Origin of the sequence: Pseudomonas sp. LAIL14HWK12:I7, assembly GCF_000483465.1 — a bacterium.
Lineage (GTDB): Bacteria > Pseudomonadota > Gammaproteobacteria > Pseudomonadales > Pseudomonadaceae > Aquipseudomonas > Aquipseudomonas kermanshahensis.
Genome location: NZ_AXYZ01000004.1, coordinates 518,296 through 532,796 on the forward strand (window position 1 = coordinate 518,296; position 14,501 = coordinate 532,796).

At 62.1% G+C, this 14,501-nt stretch carries 12 protein-coding genes; 6 read left to right on the top strand and 6 right to left on the bottom strand.

Going from position 1 to position 14,501, the window contains the following annotated elements; genetic code table 11:
* Positions 1–219: 219 nt before the first annotated feature.
* Positions 220–474, top strand: coding sequence for a DUF2790 domain-containing protein (locus tag D886_RS0106350; protein WP_027593091.1), 255 nt, complete (start codon positions 220–222; stop codon positions 472–474).
* 72 nt (positions 475–546) lie between these two features.
* Here D886_RS0106350 and D886_RS0106355 read toward each other — a convergent pair whose 3' ends face one another.
* Positions 547–2,106 (bottom strand): sigma-54-dependent phenylalanine hydroxylase transcriptional regulator PhhR, encoded by a 1,560-nt coding sequence (locus D886_RS0106355; RefSeq protein ID WP_027593092.1) that lies wholly within the window; start codon positions 2,104–2,106, stop codon positions 547–549.
* A gap of 256 nt (positions 2,107–2,362) precedes the next feature.
* Between D886_RS0106355 and phhA the strand changes: the two genes are divergently transcribed.
* From phhA to D886_RS0106375, 4 genes are all read left to right on the top strand, one after another.
* Positions 2,363–3,151 carry a phenylalanine 4-monooxygenase gene (gene phhA / locus D886_RS0106360; protein WP_027593093.1) on the top strand — a complete coding sequence of 263 codons (789 nt, stop codon included), beginning with the start codon at positions 2,363–2,365 and terminating at the stop codon, positions 3,149–3,151.
* A gap of 37 nt (positions 3,152–3,188) precedes the next feature.
* A complete protein-coding gene (locus tag D886_RS0106365; protein WP_027593094.1) occupies positions 3,189–3,545 on the top strand; it encodes a 4a-hydroxytetrahydrobiopterin dehydratase in 357 nt (118 codons plus the stop codon).
* A 189-nt stretch (positions 3,546–3,734) separates the two neighbouring features.
* A complete protein-coding gene (locus D886_RS28545) occupies positions 3,735–3,863 on the top strand; it encodes a hypothetical protein (RefSeq protein WP_256214942.1) in 129 nt (42 codons plus the stop codon).
* A 95-nt stretch (positions 3,864–3,958) separates the two neighbouring features.
* Positions 3,959–5,158, top strand: coding sequence for an MFS transporter (locus D886_RS0106375; RefSeq protein WP_027593096.1), 1,200 nt, complete (start codon positions 3,959–3,961; stop codon positions 5,156–5,158).
* 121 nt (positions 5,159–5,279) lie between these two features.
* Here the strand turns inward: D886_RS0106375 and D886_RS0106380 are convergent, their stop codons facing one another.
* Complete coding sequence (locus D886_RS0106380; RefSeq protein ID WP_027593097.1) at positions 5,280–8,300, bottom strand: FAD-binding and (Fe-S)-binding domain-containing protein; 3,021 nt, start codon at positions 8,298–8,300, stop codon at positions 5,280–5,282.
* Between the two features lie 151 nt (positions 8,301–8,451).
* Between D886_RS0106380 and D886_RS0106385 the strand changes: the two genes are divergently transcribed.
* Positions 8,452–9,336: a LysR substrate-binding domain-containing protein gene (locus tag D886_RS0106385; protein WP_027593098.1), complete on the top strand. Its 885-nt coding sequence runs from the start codon at positions 8,452–8,454 to the stop codon at positions 9,334–9,336.
* A 119-nt stretch (positions 9,337–9,455) separates the two neighbouring features.
* Here D886_RS0106385 and D886_RS0106390 read toward each other — a convergent pair whose 3' ends face one another.
* The 4 genes from D886_RS0106390 to D886_RS0106410 all read right to left on the bottom strand — a co-directional run bounded on the left by D886_RS0106390 (position 9,456) and on the right by D886_RS0106410 (position 14,394).
* A complete protein-coding gene (locus D886_RS0106390) occupies positions 9,456–10,874 on the bottom strand; it encodes an amino acid permease (protein WP_172960378.1) in 1,419 nt (472 codons plus the stop codon).
* A 659-nt stretch (positions 10,875–11,533) separates the two neighbouring features.
* Entirely contained in the window at positions 11,534–12,634 is a 1,101-nt protein-coding gene (gene rluB / locus D886_RS0106400) for a 23S rRNA pseudouridine(2605) synthase RluB (RefSeq protein ID WP_027593100.1), read from the bottom strand.
* Positions 12,635–12,902: 268 nt separating this feature from the next.
* Positions 12,903–13,682 (bottom strand): SMC-Scp complex subunit ScpB, encoded by a 780-nt coding sequence (gene scpB / locus D886_RS0106405; RefSeq protein ID WP_027593101.1) that lies wholly within the window; start codon positions 13,680–13,682, stop codon positions 12,903–12,905.
* The gene (locus D886_RS0106410) at positions 13,669–14,394 is read right to left on the bottom strand and encodes a ScpA family protein (RefSeq protein WP_177323882.1); all 726 of its coding nucleotides are present in this window, start codon (positions 14,392–14,394) and stop codon (positions 13,669–13,671) included. Before D886_RS0106410 ends, scpB begins: the two co-directional genes overlap by 14 nt.
* Positions 14,395–14,501 lie beyond the last annotated feature (107 nt).

Genomic DNA, 14,501 nt, shown 5'->3' on the forward strand with positions numbered 1-14,501 from the left:
ATTCTGTCAAAACACTTTATCAAAAGTCCCACTGTTTCAGCGGTTGCCACCTGCCTAGAATTCATCTCGCCAACAACGGCAAGGCGATTAACTTCTGGCAACAGCCCCCACGAAGGCAAGCGTTAATCACCCGCTTAATCCCGATCGTTAAAACTAGCAGCACTCGCGGCGCCACAAGCGCCGCGCACCCCCTCACGACCTTAGACAGGTAAATAGAAAATGAAAGCGTTACTGGTATTGGTACTTGGCAGTCTTTGCGGCGCGGCAATGGCCGGCGAAGCAAACGATGCCGAGCAGATTCCGGTTGAACAGTACAGTTACTCGCAGCACTTGGACATTGCCCGCGTCATCTCCATGAGCGAAGTGCCCAACGTCTGTGAAGTCGTGCCCGCCCGCATGACCTACGAGGACTCCCAGGGCCAGAAGCACATTCTTGAATACCGCGTGATGGGGAACGGTTGCTCTAACGGCTAACCCTTGAGATCGGGGCCCCGCTGGGGCCCTTCGCGGGTTTCCCCGCGAACAAATAAACCCAGTCGGCTGGCATTATTCAGTTGACTTTCCCAATGCATAATCCCGCAACTTATTGGCAATCGTGGTGTGCGAAACACCCAGTCTTTTGCCCAGCGCGCGACTACTTGTAAATTCCCCCATCAAACTTTCCAGCACGGCTTTTTCAAAACGGCCGACAATCTGTGAAAGGTCCCCTTCCAATGAAAACTCTCCCAACGGTTGCCGCACACCGTAGTCCGGCAACCGTATATGTTCACTTTTAACTACACCGCCTTCACATAACGAAACCGCCTGGAACAATACGTTTTCCAGTTGCCGTACGTTGCCTGGCCAGTGGTATTGGCTTAGTTTATCCATCGCGGCCGGTAATAACCGTGGCAAGGCGCAGCCGATCTGCCGGCTGGCCTGGTCGAGAAAGTGCTGCACCAAGCCTTCCAGCCCGTCCATGCACTCACGCAATGGCGGAATGTGCAGCGACAGCACGTTGAGGCGGTGGTACAGGTCCTGGCGGAACTCACCGCGCGCGCACAGCTCGGACAAATCCACCTGGGTGGCGCAGATCACTCGCACATCCAGGTACACCTCTTCATCACTGCCTACGCGGCGAAAGCAACCGTCCTGCAGAAAGCGCAGCAGTTTCACCTGCAAACGCGGGCTCATCTCCCCTACCCCGTCAAGGAACAGCGTGCCGCCGGCCGTCAGCTCCAGCAGGCCCAGCTTGCCCTCGGCCCGCGCACCCTCGAAAGCACCCGGCCCGTAGCCGAACAGCTCGGTCTCGGCCATGGATTCTGGCAACCCCGCACAGTTGAGCGCCATTAACGGCGACTGCCCACGCGGGCTGGCCAGGTGGCAGGCACGTGCCAGCAACTCCTTGCCGGTGCCGGTCTCCCCTTCGATCAGCAAAGGGGCATCCAAGGGCGCCATGCGCCGTGCCTCCCGCACCACCGCCGCCATCACCCGCGAGCTCTGGAAGATACTGTCAAAGCCGCGCAGTTCCTGCTTGCGCACGTTGTAGATGCGCTCACCGATACGGTCCGCGCGGTGCAGGGTCAGCACTGCGCCGGCCAGCGCCTCGCTGTCGTCATGCTCGGATTGCAAGGGGGCGATGTCGGCGAGAAACACATCCCCTTTCACCTTGACCCGCAGGCCATTGATGCGTGACTTGTTGGCGCGCACCAACTCGGGCAGGTCGAAGTCTTCCACATAACGCGCCAGCGGCATGCCCGGCACCTCGTCGACGCGCACCCCGAGCAACTGCGCCGCAGTGCGGTTGGCGGCGACGATGCTGCCGCCCATGTCGATCGACAGCACCGGAAAGTCCAACGCACCCAGCAACGCGTTCAGCTCCATGTGCCGGCGCTCGCTGGGCATCAAGCCGACGCGTTTGACGCCGAACACCCCGGCAATGGCTTCGAACTTGGGCCGCAGTGCCTGAAACTGCAAGTTGATTAGGTTCGGGCAGTGCAGGTAGATGGCGTTGCCATGGTCGCCGCCCACCTCACCACGCAGCACGTTGATGCCGTACTCCACCAACAGGTTGAGGATGTCGCGAAGGATGCCGATGCGGTTCTGGCAATGCACTTTGATACGCATGAACGCTCTCGAAGCGCCGAAGTTTTTCAACCCGACGCAGAAAATTCGTAAAGATAAGCTGACAAAAACCCGTAAACCATCAGCCCTTTGCCCCGGATTTTCCGACACCTACGCCTTTTTGTAAAATTATCGTTACGAACCAGGACCGATCCTGGACCGGGGTGGCTGCCCTACCCCCGTGCAAATCGGGCAATGAGGGGATATTCCTTAGGTATGTCGTGGACATAACAAGAAAAGCCCTCACCAGGAGAGCCACATGAAACAGACGCAATACGTGGCACGCGAGCCCGATGCGCATGGTTTTATCGACTACCCGCAGCAAGAGCATGCGGTGTGGAACACGCTGATCACGCGTCAGCTGAAAGTCATCGAAGGCCGTGCCTGCCAGGAATACCTGGACGGCATCGATCAGTTGAAGCTGCCCCACGACCGTATCCCGCAATTGGGCGAGGTCAACAAGGTCTTGGGCGCCACCACCGGCTGGCAGGTTGCCAGGGTGCCAGCGCTGATCCCCTTCCAAACGTTCTTCGAACTGCTGGCCAGCAAGCGCTTCCCGGTCGCCACGTTCATCCGCACGCCGGAAGAGCTGGACTACCTGCAGGAGCCCGACATCTTCCACGAGATCTTCGGCCACTGCCCGCTGCTGACCAACCCGTATTTCGCCGAATTCACCCACACCTACGGCAAGCTCGGCTTGGCTGCGACCAAGGAACAGCGCGTTTACCTGGCGCGCCTGTACTGGATGACCATCGAGTTCGGCCTGATGGAGACCCCGCAAGGTCGCAAGATCTATGGCGGCGGCATCCTCTCTTCGCCGAAAGAAACGGTCTACAGTCTGTCGAACGAACCGGAACATCAGGCGTTCGACCCGATCGAGGCGATGCGCACGCCGTACCGTATCGACATTCTGCAGCCGCTGTACTTCGTGCTGCCGAACCTCAAGCGCCTGTTCGACCTGGCCCATGAAGACATCATGGGCATGGTGCAGCAGGCCATGCAGTTGGGCCTGCACACCCCCAAGTTTCCACCCAAGGTTGCTGCCTGAAGCCACCTGATAACAACTCGAACTGGAAAAAGACACCATGAATGCCTTGAACCAAGCCCACTGCGAAGCCTGCCGCGCCGACGCCCCGAAAGTCAGTGACGAAGAGTTGGCCGAGCTGATTCGCGAAATCCCGGACTGGAACATCGAAGTGCGTGACGGCCACATGGAGCTGGAGCGCGTGTTCAAGTTCAAGAACTTCAAGCACGCCCTGGACTTCACCAACGCCGTGGGTGAAATCGCTGAAGCCGAAGGCCACCACCCCGGCCTGCTGACCGAGTGGGGCAAGGTCACCGTGACCTGGTGGAGCCACTCGATCAAAGGCCTGCACCGCAACGACTTCATCATGTGCGCGCGCACCGACAAGGTGGCCGAGACGGCCGAAGGCCGTAAGTAACAAGCGAAAACGGGGCCGCAATGGCCCCGTTTTTTGTAAGGCAAATGTCCGCTATTCGCCCGTAAAACCGACAAACGAACGGGAAAAATTTCAAACTGTCATCCAGACTGCTGTATCCTGCCCCAGCTTTTTAAAGCCCCATACGCGCCTGGCGCAGCCTTTTCACTCACACTTGCGAGGAACGACGAGATGCATGAAATCCCGAATCTTCCCTTCCCAAGCCTGAACCCAGAAGAGCAAACCGTTACCGTCCATGCCGAGCCGACGCCTGCCGTCGACCAGGATGGTGACGATCAATCCAGCGCTGACCAGGAATAACTGCGCATCCCCCGACTGTGTGAAAACGGCTGACCTGCGGGCCACCCCCGTCATCACGTTTTCACACCGTCCAGAACTCTGCCACGAAGGCCCCCATGCCCCACTCACCGCGCCCTCTTGCGGTCACCCTGCAAGTCGTCTCCATCGTCCTCTTCACCTTTATTGGCTACCTGAACATCGGCATCCCCCTGGCCGTATTGCCCAGCTATGTGCATAACGACCTGGGCTTCAGCGCCGTGGTCGCTGGCCTGGTGATCAGCGTGCAATACCTCGCCACGTTGCTCAGCCGCCCGACGGCCAGCCGCATCATCGACAACCTCGGCAGCAAGAAGGCGGTGATGTATGGCCTGGCCGGTTGTGGGCTCAGCGGCGTATTCATGCTGGCTTGCGCCTTTCTCACCCACCTGCCCTGGCTGAGCCTGACCTGCTTGCTGATCGGCCGCCTGGTGCTGGGCAGCGCCGAAAGCCTGGTGGGCTCTGGCGCGATCGGCTGGGGCATCGGCCGGGTGGGCGCTGAGAATACCGCCAAGGTCATCTCCTGGAACGGCATTGCCAGCTATGGCGCTCTGGCCATTGGCGCGCCGCTGGGTGTGCTGATGGTCAAGACACTGGGGCTATGGAGCATGGGCGTGAGCATCATGCTGCTGTGCGCGGCCGGCCTTCTGCTGGCCTGGCCCAAGCGCGCGGCGCCCATCGTCAGCGGCGTGCGCCTGCCATTCCTGAGCGTACTGGGCAAGGTGTTCCCGCATGGCTCAGGCCTGGCCTTGGGCTCGATCGGCTTTGGCACCATCGCCACGTTCATCACCTTGTACTACGCCAGCCGCGACTGGCCGAATGCCGCACTGACCTTGAGCCTGTTCGGCGCCAGCTTCATCAGTGCCCGCTTGTTGTTCGGCAACCTGATCAATCGCATCGGTGGTTTTCGCGTGGCGATCGCCTGCCTTTCGGTAGAGACCGTGGGGTTGTTGATGCTGTGGCTGGCACCCAGTGCCGAGCTGGCATTGGCAGGTGCGGCACTGAGTGGGTTTGGTTTTTCGCTGGTGTTCCCGGCGCTGGGCGTGGAAGCGGTGAACCAGGTGTCGGCGGCCAACCGCGGCGCGGCGGTTGGGGCGTATTCGCTGTTCATCGATTTGTCGCTGGGCATTACCGGCCCGCTGGTGGGCGCAGTGGCGGCGGGGTTCGGGTTTGCTTCGATGTTCTTGTTTGCGGCAGGGGCTGCGGCGTGCGGGCTGGTGTTGAGCCTTTATCTGTACAGGCAGGCGCGCCGGGCTCGGGATACCCTGGAGCTGTCCTGATGATGCAGTGGCTGTACCGGCCTCTTCGCGGGCTTGCCCGCTCCCACAGGAATCACCACAACCGTCGAGCCAACGGTATCCCTGTGGGAGCGGGCTTGCCCGCGAAGAGGCCGGTGCAGGTTTAACGCTGCGCGTACTGCAACACCACTTCCAGCGGATGGCGCATCTGCCGTTCGGTCATGCGCTTGACCTGACTGCGGCACGAATACCCCGTCGCCAGCGGTTCGTCTTGCTTGTCCAGCTTGGTCGCCCAGGACTGCTCGAAGATGGTCCGCGAGGTCTCCTGGTTTCGCGCTTCATGCCCATAAGTACCGGACATGCCACAGCAACCCGTAGCCTCGGTCACCAGCTTCAAGCCCAGGCGGGCAAACACTTGCTCCCATTGACGGGTGCTGGCCGGCACGTTGGTCTTCTCGGTGCAGTGCGCCATCAGGCGGAAGCTGCCAGCATTGGCCGCCGCTTGCTCGGGCAATGCATCCATCAACCATTCCTGCGGCAACAGCACCTTCGGGCAGTCTTCCAGGCCTGGCACCTTCTGGTACTCCTGGCGATAGACCAAGGTCATCGCGGGGTCCAACCCCACCAGCGGTACACCACAATCGGCCAGGGCCTTGAGCTGGGTGCCATTACGGATCGCCGCCTTGGCGAACGCGCCAAGGAAGCCCTGTACGTGCAGCGGTTTGCCGTTGGCACTGTACGGCGCCAGGAACACCCGGTGGCCAAGACGGTGCGCCAGGTCGATGAACGCGGCCAGCAGCGGCGTCTCGAAGTAACGGGTGAAGGCATCCTGCACCAGCACGATGCTGCGCTCACGCTGGGCCGGGGTCAGCTCGCGCAGCGCTGGCACGCTGGCCACGCCAACGCGGCAGCGGGTCAGGGTCGCCTGGAAGTTGAAACGACTGATCAGCGGGCTGTCGACCATGCCGACCTTGTCGGCCAACAGCTTGCTCACCCACTTCGAGCCCATCACCGCGTTATACAGCCCCGGCGCATGCGCCAGGTACGGAATGGTGAACTCCAGCGAACCGATCAGGTAATCCCGCAATGGGCGCTGGTAGCGGCCGTGGTACAGCTCGAGGAAACGCGAGCGGAAGTCCGGCACGTTGACCTTGATCGGGCACTGCCCCGCGCAGGACTTGCACGCCAGGCAACCGGCCATGGCGTCGTAGACCTCGTGAGAGAAGTCCGCCTGCCCCTGGTCACGCCCGCGGTTGTTGCGCAACCGTGCCGGCAGGCCCTTGAGCCAGGACACCTTGTTACGCGCCGCCGCCAGCACGTCGATATCCGCCGCGCCTTGCAAACGCAGCCACTCACGCATCAACGAGGCACGGCCCTTGGGCGAATGCTGACGCTCCCGGGTGGCCTTCCACGACGGGCACATGGCATCGTTGGGGTCGTAGTTGTAGCAGGCGCCATTGCCGTTACAGTGCACAGCGCTGCTGAAGTCCTGCCAGACACGCTCGTCGATGGTGCGGTCGAGGTCGCCGCGCAAGGTCACGCCATCGACCCGGGTCAGGCCTTCGGCGCTGTCGGGTGGGGTGCAGATCTTGCCTGGGTTGAGCTGGTTGCGCGGGTCGAAAGCGCCTTTCAGGCGCTGCAGCGCCGGGTACAGCTCGCCAAAATATTCGGGCACGTATTCTGAACGCAGGCCCTTGCCGTGCTCACCCCACAGCAGGCCGCCGTAGCTTTTGGTCAGCGCCGCCACGGCATCGGAGATCGGCTTGACCAGCGCGGCCTGGGCCGGGTCTTTCATGTCCAGCGCCGGGCGCACGTGCAGTACACCGGCATCGACGTGGCCAAACATGCCATAGGCCAGGCCGTAGCCATCCAGCAATGCGCGGAAGTCGGCGATGTAGTCGGCCAACTGCTCCGGTGGTACTGCGGTGTCTTCAACGAACGGCTGCGGGCGCACCTCGCCCTCGACGTTGCCCAGCAGGCCCACCGAGCGTTTGCGCATGGTGTAAACGCGGGTGACCGCCTCGGCGCCCTCGGCCAGGGTGTGCCCCAGGCGCTCGACGCTGGTGTCGTTTTGCAGGTGCTGGATGAACGCCTGCACCCGTGCATTGACCTCGTCCGGCTGATCGCCGCAGAACTCCACCAGGTTGATGCCCAGGGTCGGGCGCTCGGGGTCAGCCGGGAAATACTCGGCGACGCTGTGCCAGACGATGTCCTTCATGGCCAGCATCAGCACCTTGGAGTCGACCGTTTCGATCGACAGCGGCTTGTGCGCCATCAGCGCATTGGCGTCACGCAGGGCGTCCATGAAGCTGGTGTAGCGGACGTTGACCAGTACCGCGTATTTCGGGATCGGCAGCACATTGAGCTTGGCTTCGACCACGTAGCCCAGCGAGCCTTCCGCGCCGCACAGCACGCTGTTGAGGTTGAAGCGCCCCTGTTCATCGCGCAGGTGTGCCAGGTCGTAACCCGTCAGGCAGCGGTTGAGCTTGGGGAAGGTGCTTTCGATCAGCTCGGCCTGGGTTTCCTGGATCTCGCGGGCCACGCGGTAGACCTCGCCAACCCGGCCTGGCGCTGCGCAGGCCTGCGCCAGCGCAGCGTCATCGATGGGCAGGCTGTGCAGGCGCTCACCGCCGAGCAGCACGCTGTGCAGTTCGAGCACGTGATCGCGGGTCTTGCCGTAGGTGCAGCTGCCCTGGCCGCTGGCATCGGTGTTGATCATGCCGCCGACGGTGGCGCGGTTGGAGGTGGACAGCTCAGGGGCGAAGAACAGCCCGTGGGGCTTGAGCGCGGCATTGAGCTGGTCCTTGACCACACCGGCCTGGACCCGCACCCAACGCTCCTCGGCGTTGATTTCGAGGATGGTGTTCATGTGCCGCGACAGGTCGACGACGATGCCATCGGTCAGCGACTGGCCGTTGGTGCCGGTGCCGCCGCCACGCGGGGTCAGCTTGACCTGGGCAAAGCGCGCGTCCGCCATCAGCGCGGCGACCCGCGCCACGTCATCGGCGTCACGCGGGAACACCGCTGCCTGGGGCAGGCGCTGGTAAATCGAGTTGTCGGTGGCCAGCACGGTACGGGTGGCGTAATCGGCACTGATCTGGCCACGGAAGCCGCTGTTACGCAGGGCCTCAAGGAATTCGGGGTAGTTGGCGGTCGGTGCACTTGTAGGCAGCTGGGCGATCATCGACGGATGGCCTCTTGATATGGGCTAATTCACGGAAAACCTGTCAAGCCGGCATGGGTTGTTTCACACCAGATGACGAATAGGCCAATGTTCCTGTAGTTTCGCGCCAAGGGCAAACGGATAATCCTGCCGCTATCGATGACTTTTATGAATGAATTACCGCCACCTGACACCGTCCATGTCGCTGCTGCTGGCGTTCGAGGCTGCCGCCCGGCATGAAAGCTATACCCGCGCCGCCGCCGAACTGTCGTTGACCCAAAGCGCTGTCAGCCGCCAGGTGCAGGCACTGGAGCAGCAATTGGGGCTGACGCTGTTCCGCCGTGAAGGGCGCCAGGTGCAGCTGACCGACGTCGGCCGGCTGTACCAGCGCGAGCTGAGCGAAGCCTTGGGGCGCATCCGCAGCGCCACCTTGCAGGCGCTGGCCTACCAGTCGGGTGTCGGCACGTTGCGCCTGGCCACCCTGCCCACCTTCGGCTCGAAATGGCTGCTGCCGCGGCTGCATGCGTTCTACAGCGCCCACCCGGGCATGCTGGTGCATATCCATTCACGGATCGAAGCGATCAACTTCGACACCAGCGAGATCGATGCGGCAATCGGCGTGGCGAGCCACGACCTGCCGGGGCTGATCTGCCACCGCCTGCACGCCGAAGAGCTGCTGGTGATTCTGCCGCCAGAGGCCGGCGCCGACGCGCATGGCTGGAGCCCTGCCCGGGTCAGCGAAGAAGTGCTGCTGAACGTCGCCAACAACCCGCATGCCTGGGGCGAGTGGTTCTCGCACCACAGCCTGCCGCACCGGGCGATGCGCCTGGGGCCGAGCTTCGAGCTGACGTCGCATTTGATCCAAGCGGTACGGGCCGGCATCGGCATCGGCTTGGTGCCGCGGATACTGGTGGAAGAGGAACTGGCCAAGGGCGAGCTGTTCAGCCCCGGCGAGGCGTTTGCCAGCCAACGCAGCTATTACCTGATCTATCCGCCACGCAACGAAGCGCTGCCGTCGTTGCGGGCGTTTCGCAGTTGGTTGCTGGAGCAGATCTGAGTTTTGTGCTGGTTGCACTGGCCTCTTCGCAGCACAAGGCTGCTCCTACAAGGGGCGCGTAACCAAAAAAACCCGATGCCAGTCACCTGGCATCGGGTTTTTCGTGCCGCCTATGGCGATTACTTGGCCACAGTACCGGCAGCCCCGTTAGCCTGTGCGTCACGCTTAGGCTTGATGAGGTAGAAGAGGAACATCACCACCACCCACACCGGGATCGCATACACCGAGATCTGGATACCCGGGATCTGCAGCATGATGCCCAGGATCAGCACCACGAAAGCCAGGCAGATGTAGTTGCCGTAGGGGTACCACAGCGCCTTGAACAGCGGCTTCTGGCCGGTGCGGTTCAGGTGCTGGCGGAACTTCAGGTGCGAGTAGCTGATCATCGCCCAGTTGATCACCAGGGTCGCCACGACCAGCGACATCAGCAACTCCAGCGCGTTCTGCGGGATGAAGTAGTTGAGCAGCACGGCAATCAGGGTCACCGCCGCCGAGACCAGGATCGAACGCACCGGCACACCGCGCTTGTCGACCTTGGCCAGGGCCGCCGGGGCATCACCCTGCTCGGCCATGCCCAGCAGCATGCGGGCGTTGCAGTAGGTGCCGCTGTTGTACACCGACAATGCTGCGGTCAGGACCACAAAGTTCAGCAGGTGGGCGGCCACATCGCTGCCCAGCAGGGAGAACACCTGCACGAACGGGCTGCTGCCGTAGCTGCCGCCGGACGCGTCGATGCTGGCGACCAGGTTGTCCCATGGGGTCAGCGACAACAGCACGACCAACGCGCCGATGTAGAAGATCAGGATGCGGTAGATGACCTGGTTGATAGCCTTGGGGATCACGGTTTTCGGTTTGTCGGCCTCGGCTGCGGTAAAACCGAGCATCTCCAGGCCACCGAAGGAGAACATGATGAACGCCAGGGCCATGACCAGGCCGCTGACACCATGCGGGAAGAACCCACCGTGTGCCCACAGGTTGGTCACCGACGCGTCCGGGCCACCGCTGCCGCTGGTCAGCAGGTAGGCACCCAGGCCGATCATGCCGACGATGGCCACGACCTTGATGATCGCGAACCAGAACTCGGCCTCACCGAATACTTTCACGTTCATCAGGTTGATGAAGTTGATCAGCAGGAAGAAGCCCGCCGCCGTGACCCAGGTCGGGATCTCCGGCCACCAGTAGTGGATGTACTTGCCGACCGCCGTCAGTTCCGACATGCCCACCAGGATGTACAGCACCCAGCAGTTCCAGCCCGACATGAAGCCCGCGAAACCGCCCCAGTATTTGTGGGCAAAGTGGCTGAACGAACCGGCCACCGGCTCTTCGACGATCATCTCGCCCAACTGGCGCATGATCATGAAGGCGATGAAGCCGCAGATGGCGTAACCAAGGATCATCGACGGGCCGGCGGATTTCATCACGCCTGCCGAGCCGAGGAACAGACCCGTACCAATCGCACCGCCGAGAGCGATCAACTGGATGTGGCGGTTCTTCAGGCCCCGCTTTAGCTCGCCTGAATGCATGTTTTGTCCACTCATGAACGAAGTCACCTGCATTGTTTTTATCTGTGACGAAATCGGACCCACCGCGCTCGTGGCGCAGCGGAATGGGCAAGGTGGTTACCTTGGGTTTCTTGAACGCGGGCGCCGCCGAGGCGGTTCAGCCGGGTGTGATCAAGAGTGCGCGGTACGCAAGAGGGTCACAGGTAAAACGCGGCGCACTGTATACCCCTGCAAGCGCGCAGGCGTCAACGCGTTGCGTCATTTCCTTGGGAAAAAACGCAGCGATCCTGTGGTGTGAGCCTTGAAAGGCGGAGTGATCGGCGTACATGGCGCCTCCATTTGTTGTTTTGTCAGCACGCCTCTGTGGGCGGGCTCTTGCACACGGCAATGCCTGCTATATCAGCGTGTGGCGGGGGTTTGGGCAATAGGTGGCCACGGTATAGGGGGAGCGCTGGCGACATTGGCGCGGCAAGTTCTGTTTACAGGTGTAGGAAAATGCGCATTCGATGGCCGGAAAGGGATGATTTTGTATAAAAAACGTTACACGGTGGTTTGCCAGCTTTCCACTCGTCAGAAAAAGGTTGATTGATCAATGAGTTGGGCCCGCTTTACGCCCCAGGTCCGCGCTTCATTCGGGTTGGGTGGAGGCGAAAAAAAACCAGCCCGAAGGCTGGTTTTTTATCTCACGCTGCGGATCAACCGCGCGGCTTGCCGCGGCCACGGCCTGCCGGCTTGTCGCCCTCTGGCTTGCCGGTACGCTTGCGCATCTCGCTCGGGCGCTCGGCCACCGTGCTGCCACGGTTGCCTTTGCGTGGCGCTTCATCACGCGACGGGCGCGCTGGGCGCTCGGCGGCGGTGTCACGCGGCTGACGCGCTGGGCGCTCGCCAGCCGTCGCATCGCTGGCCGGGCGCAGGTTACGCACGCGCTCGCCACGCCCCATCGGACGGCTCGACTTGCGCTGCATGCGCTCCATCTTGTCCTTGGCCTTGAGGTTCAAGGTCGGCAGCGCCACCGGCTGCAGGCCCACTTCGGCGGCCAGGATGTCGATTTCGCCCTGGGTCATTTCGCGCCAGCGGCCCATCGGCAGGTCGGAGTTGAGGAACACCGGGCCGAAACGCACGCGCTTCAGGCGGCTGACCACCATGCCCTGGGACTCCCACAGGCGACGCACTTCGCGGTTACGGCCTTCCATCACCACGCAGTGGTACCAATGGTTGAAGCCTTCGCCGCCCGGGGCCTTCTGGATGTCGGTGAACTTGGCCGGGCCGTCTTCGAGCATCACGCCCGCCTTCAGGCGCTCGATCATCTCGTCGTCGACCTCACCCCGTACACGCACCGCGTATTCACGGTCCATCTCGTAGGACGGGTGCATCAGGCGGTTGGCCAATTCACCGTCGGTGGTGAACAGCAACAGGCCGGTGGTGTTGATGTCCAGGCGGCCGATGTTGATCCAGCGCCCTTCTTTCGGGCGTGGCAGGCGGTCGAACACCGTCGGGCGGCCTTCCGGGTCGTCACGGGTGCAGATTTCGCCGTCGGGCTTGTTGTACATGATCACGCGGCGGGTGGCCTCGGCGGCTTCCTCGCGCTTGATCAGCTTGCCGTCGACAGCGATGGCATCGTGCAGGTCGACGCGCTGGCCGAGGGTGGCGGCAACGCCATTGACCTTGATCCGACCCTGGCTGATCCAGGCCTCGACGTCACGGCGCGAACCAACGCCGATGCGCGCCAGTACTTTCTGCAGCTTTTCGCCGGATGGAGGGGTAATTTCGGTATTTTGCAGGTCTTGCTCACTCATCTGGGCACCTCCCGGTGTAGGAATGAAAAAGGGGTCTTGGCGACGAACGCGCCAAAGGGCCGCGCATCATACGCGGTTCGTGTCGGGAACGCACTGGAGCGTAGTGGGTTTTGTGGGGGTGGCAGTGATTTTCAGCCCAGTGGTTCTTTAGTGGGCTGTACCGGCCTCTTCGCGGGTAAACCCGCTCCCACACAGAATGCCTGAAGCTTGCTACTTACCTGTGGGAGCGGGTTTACCCGCGAAGAGGCCGGCACTGGTGGTAGAGAGCTCAGGGCTGTACCGGGTCTTCACCCTCAACCGAAGGCTCTGGCTCAACCACGTCCTGCTCGCGCAAATCATCGAAGTCAGTCTTCAACCCTTCTTCCATCGCATCCAGCTCCACCAGCAAGCTGCGGAAGCTGGTCTCATCCTTCGGCGCCTCGGCTTCAGCCTCATCCCCAAGGCTTGCATCGGCCAACGCCTGAAGGTGCGCAGGCACCGGCGCCTCGTCGGGGTCGAGCAAGGGTTCGGGCTCCAATTCGCGCAACTCGGCCAACGCCGGCAGCTCCTCAAGGCTCTTGAGGTTGAAGTGGTCGAGAAAGGCCTTGGTGGTGGCGAACATCGCCGGCCGGCCCGGCACTTCGCGGTAGCCGACGATGCGGATCCACTCGCGCTCCATCAGGGTCTTGATGATGTTGCTGTTCACCGCCACACCGCGCACGTCTTCGATTTCGCCACGGGTGATGGGCTGGCGGTAAGCGATCAGCGCCATGGTCTCGAGCAGCGCACGGGAATAGCGCTGCGGCCGCTCCTCCCACAGGCGCCCGACCCAAGGGGCAAAGTCTTCGCGGATCTGCAGGCGATAACCGGTGGCCACTTCCTTGAGTTCGAAAGCGCGGCCATTGCACGACTTGCCAAGTACTTCCAGGGCCTTCTTGAACACCTTGGGCTCCGGGCGCTCCGCCTCTTCGAACAACTCGTACAGGCGCTCAAGGGACTGCGGTTTGCCCGAGGCAAGCAGAAAGGCTTCGATCAGCGACGCCAGGTCGCGGGGTTCATTCAGGTTCATCAGGTTCTTCAACAAACTCGGCGCGAAGCCGCACGTGGATCGCGGCGAAAGCCTCATTCTGCACCAGTTCGATCAGCGATTCCTTCACCAGCTCAAGAATCGCCATGAACGTCACCACCACCCCCAGCTTGCCCTCTTCTGCCGTAAACAGCTCGACAAAGGGTACAAATGCGCCGCCCTTGAGGCGGTCGAGCACCTGGCTCATGCGCTCGCGGGTCGACAGCGTCTCGCGGGTGATCTGGTGGCTTTCGAACAGGTCATTGCGGCGCATGACGTCGGCCATCGAGACCAGCAGCTCCTCCAGGCTGACCTGTGGCAGCAGCTTGCGCACCTTGGCCTGGGGAGCCTCCAGGCGTGGCACGACAATGTCGCGGCCCACCCGTGGCAACGCGTCGATACCTTCAGCCGCCGCCTTGAAGCGCTCGTATTCCTGCAAGCGGCGGATCAGCTCGGCGCGCGGGTCGCCCTCTTCTTCCTCGACCTCGATGGAACGCGGCAACAGCATGCGCGATTTGATCTCGGCCAGCATGGCAGCCATGACCAGGTATTCGGCAGCCAGCTCCAGGCGCACGCTTTTCATCAGCTCGACATACCCCATGTACTGGCGGGTGATCTCTGCCACGGGGATGTCGAGGATGTCGATGTTCTGTTTGCGGATCAGGTACAGCAGTAAGTCCAACGGGCCTTCGAACGCTTCAAGAATGACTTCCAGGGCGTCCGGTGGGATGTACAAGTCCACCGGCATCTCGGTCAGGGCTTCGCCGTAGACCAGCGCCAGTTGCAACTGTTGAGGCGACTCGACCTCTTCGGCCGGCGCCT

Excerpts from the sequence above, each read along its gene's own strand:
- D886_RS0106380 (WP_027593097.1), bottom strand. The coding sequence starts at position 8,300 with ATGATCGCCCAGCTGCCTACAAGTGCACCGACCGCCAACTACCCCGAA.
- scpB (WP_027593101.1), bottom strand. The coding sequence starts at position 13,682 with ATGAACCTGAATGAACCCCGCGACCTGGCGTCGCTGATCGAAGCCTTT.
- D886_RS0106375 (WP_027593096.1), top strand. The coding sequence starts at position 3,959 with ATGCCCCACTCACCGCGCCCTCTTGCGGTCACCCTGCAAGTCGTCTCC.
- rluB (WP_027593100.1), bottom strand. The coding sequence starts at position 12,634 with ATGAGTGAGCAAGACCTGCAAAATACCGAAATTACCCCTCCATCCGGC.
- D886_RS0106390 (WP_172960378.1), bottom strand. The coding sequence starts at position 10,874 with ATGAGTGGACAAAACATGCATTCAGGCGAGCTAAAGCGGGGCCTGAAG.
- D886_RS0106355 (WP_027593092.1), bottom strand. The coding sequence starts at position 2,106 with ATGCGTATCAAAGTGCATTGCCAGAACCGCATCGGCATCCTTCGCGAC.
- D886_RS0106365 (WP_027593094.1), top strand. The coding sequence starts at position 3,189 with ATGAATGCCTTGAACCAAGCCCACTGCGAAGCCTGCCGCGCCGACGCC.
- phhA (WP_027593093.1), top strand. The coding sequence starts at position 2,363 with ATGAAACAGACGCAATACGTGGCACGCGAGCCCGATGCGCATGGTTTT.
- D886_RS0106350 (WP_027593091.1), top strand. The coding sequence starts at position 220 with ATGAAAGCGTTACTGGTATTGGTACTTGGCAGTCTTTGCGGCGCGGCA.
- D886_RS0106385 (WP_027593098.1), top strand. The coding sequence starts at position 8,452 with ATGAATTACCGCCACCTGACACCGTCCATGTCGCTGCTGCTGGCGTTC.
- D886_RS28545 (WP_256214942.1), top strand. The coding sequence starts at position 3,735 with ATGCATGAAATCCCGAATCTTCCCTTCCCAAGCCTGAACCCAGAAGAG.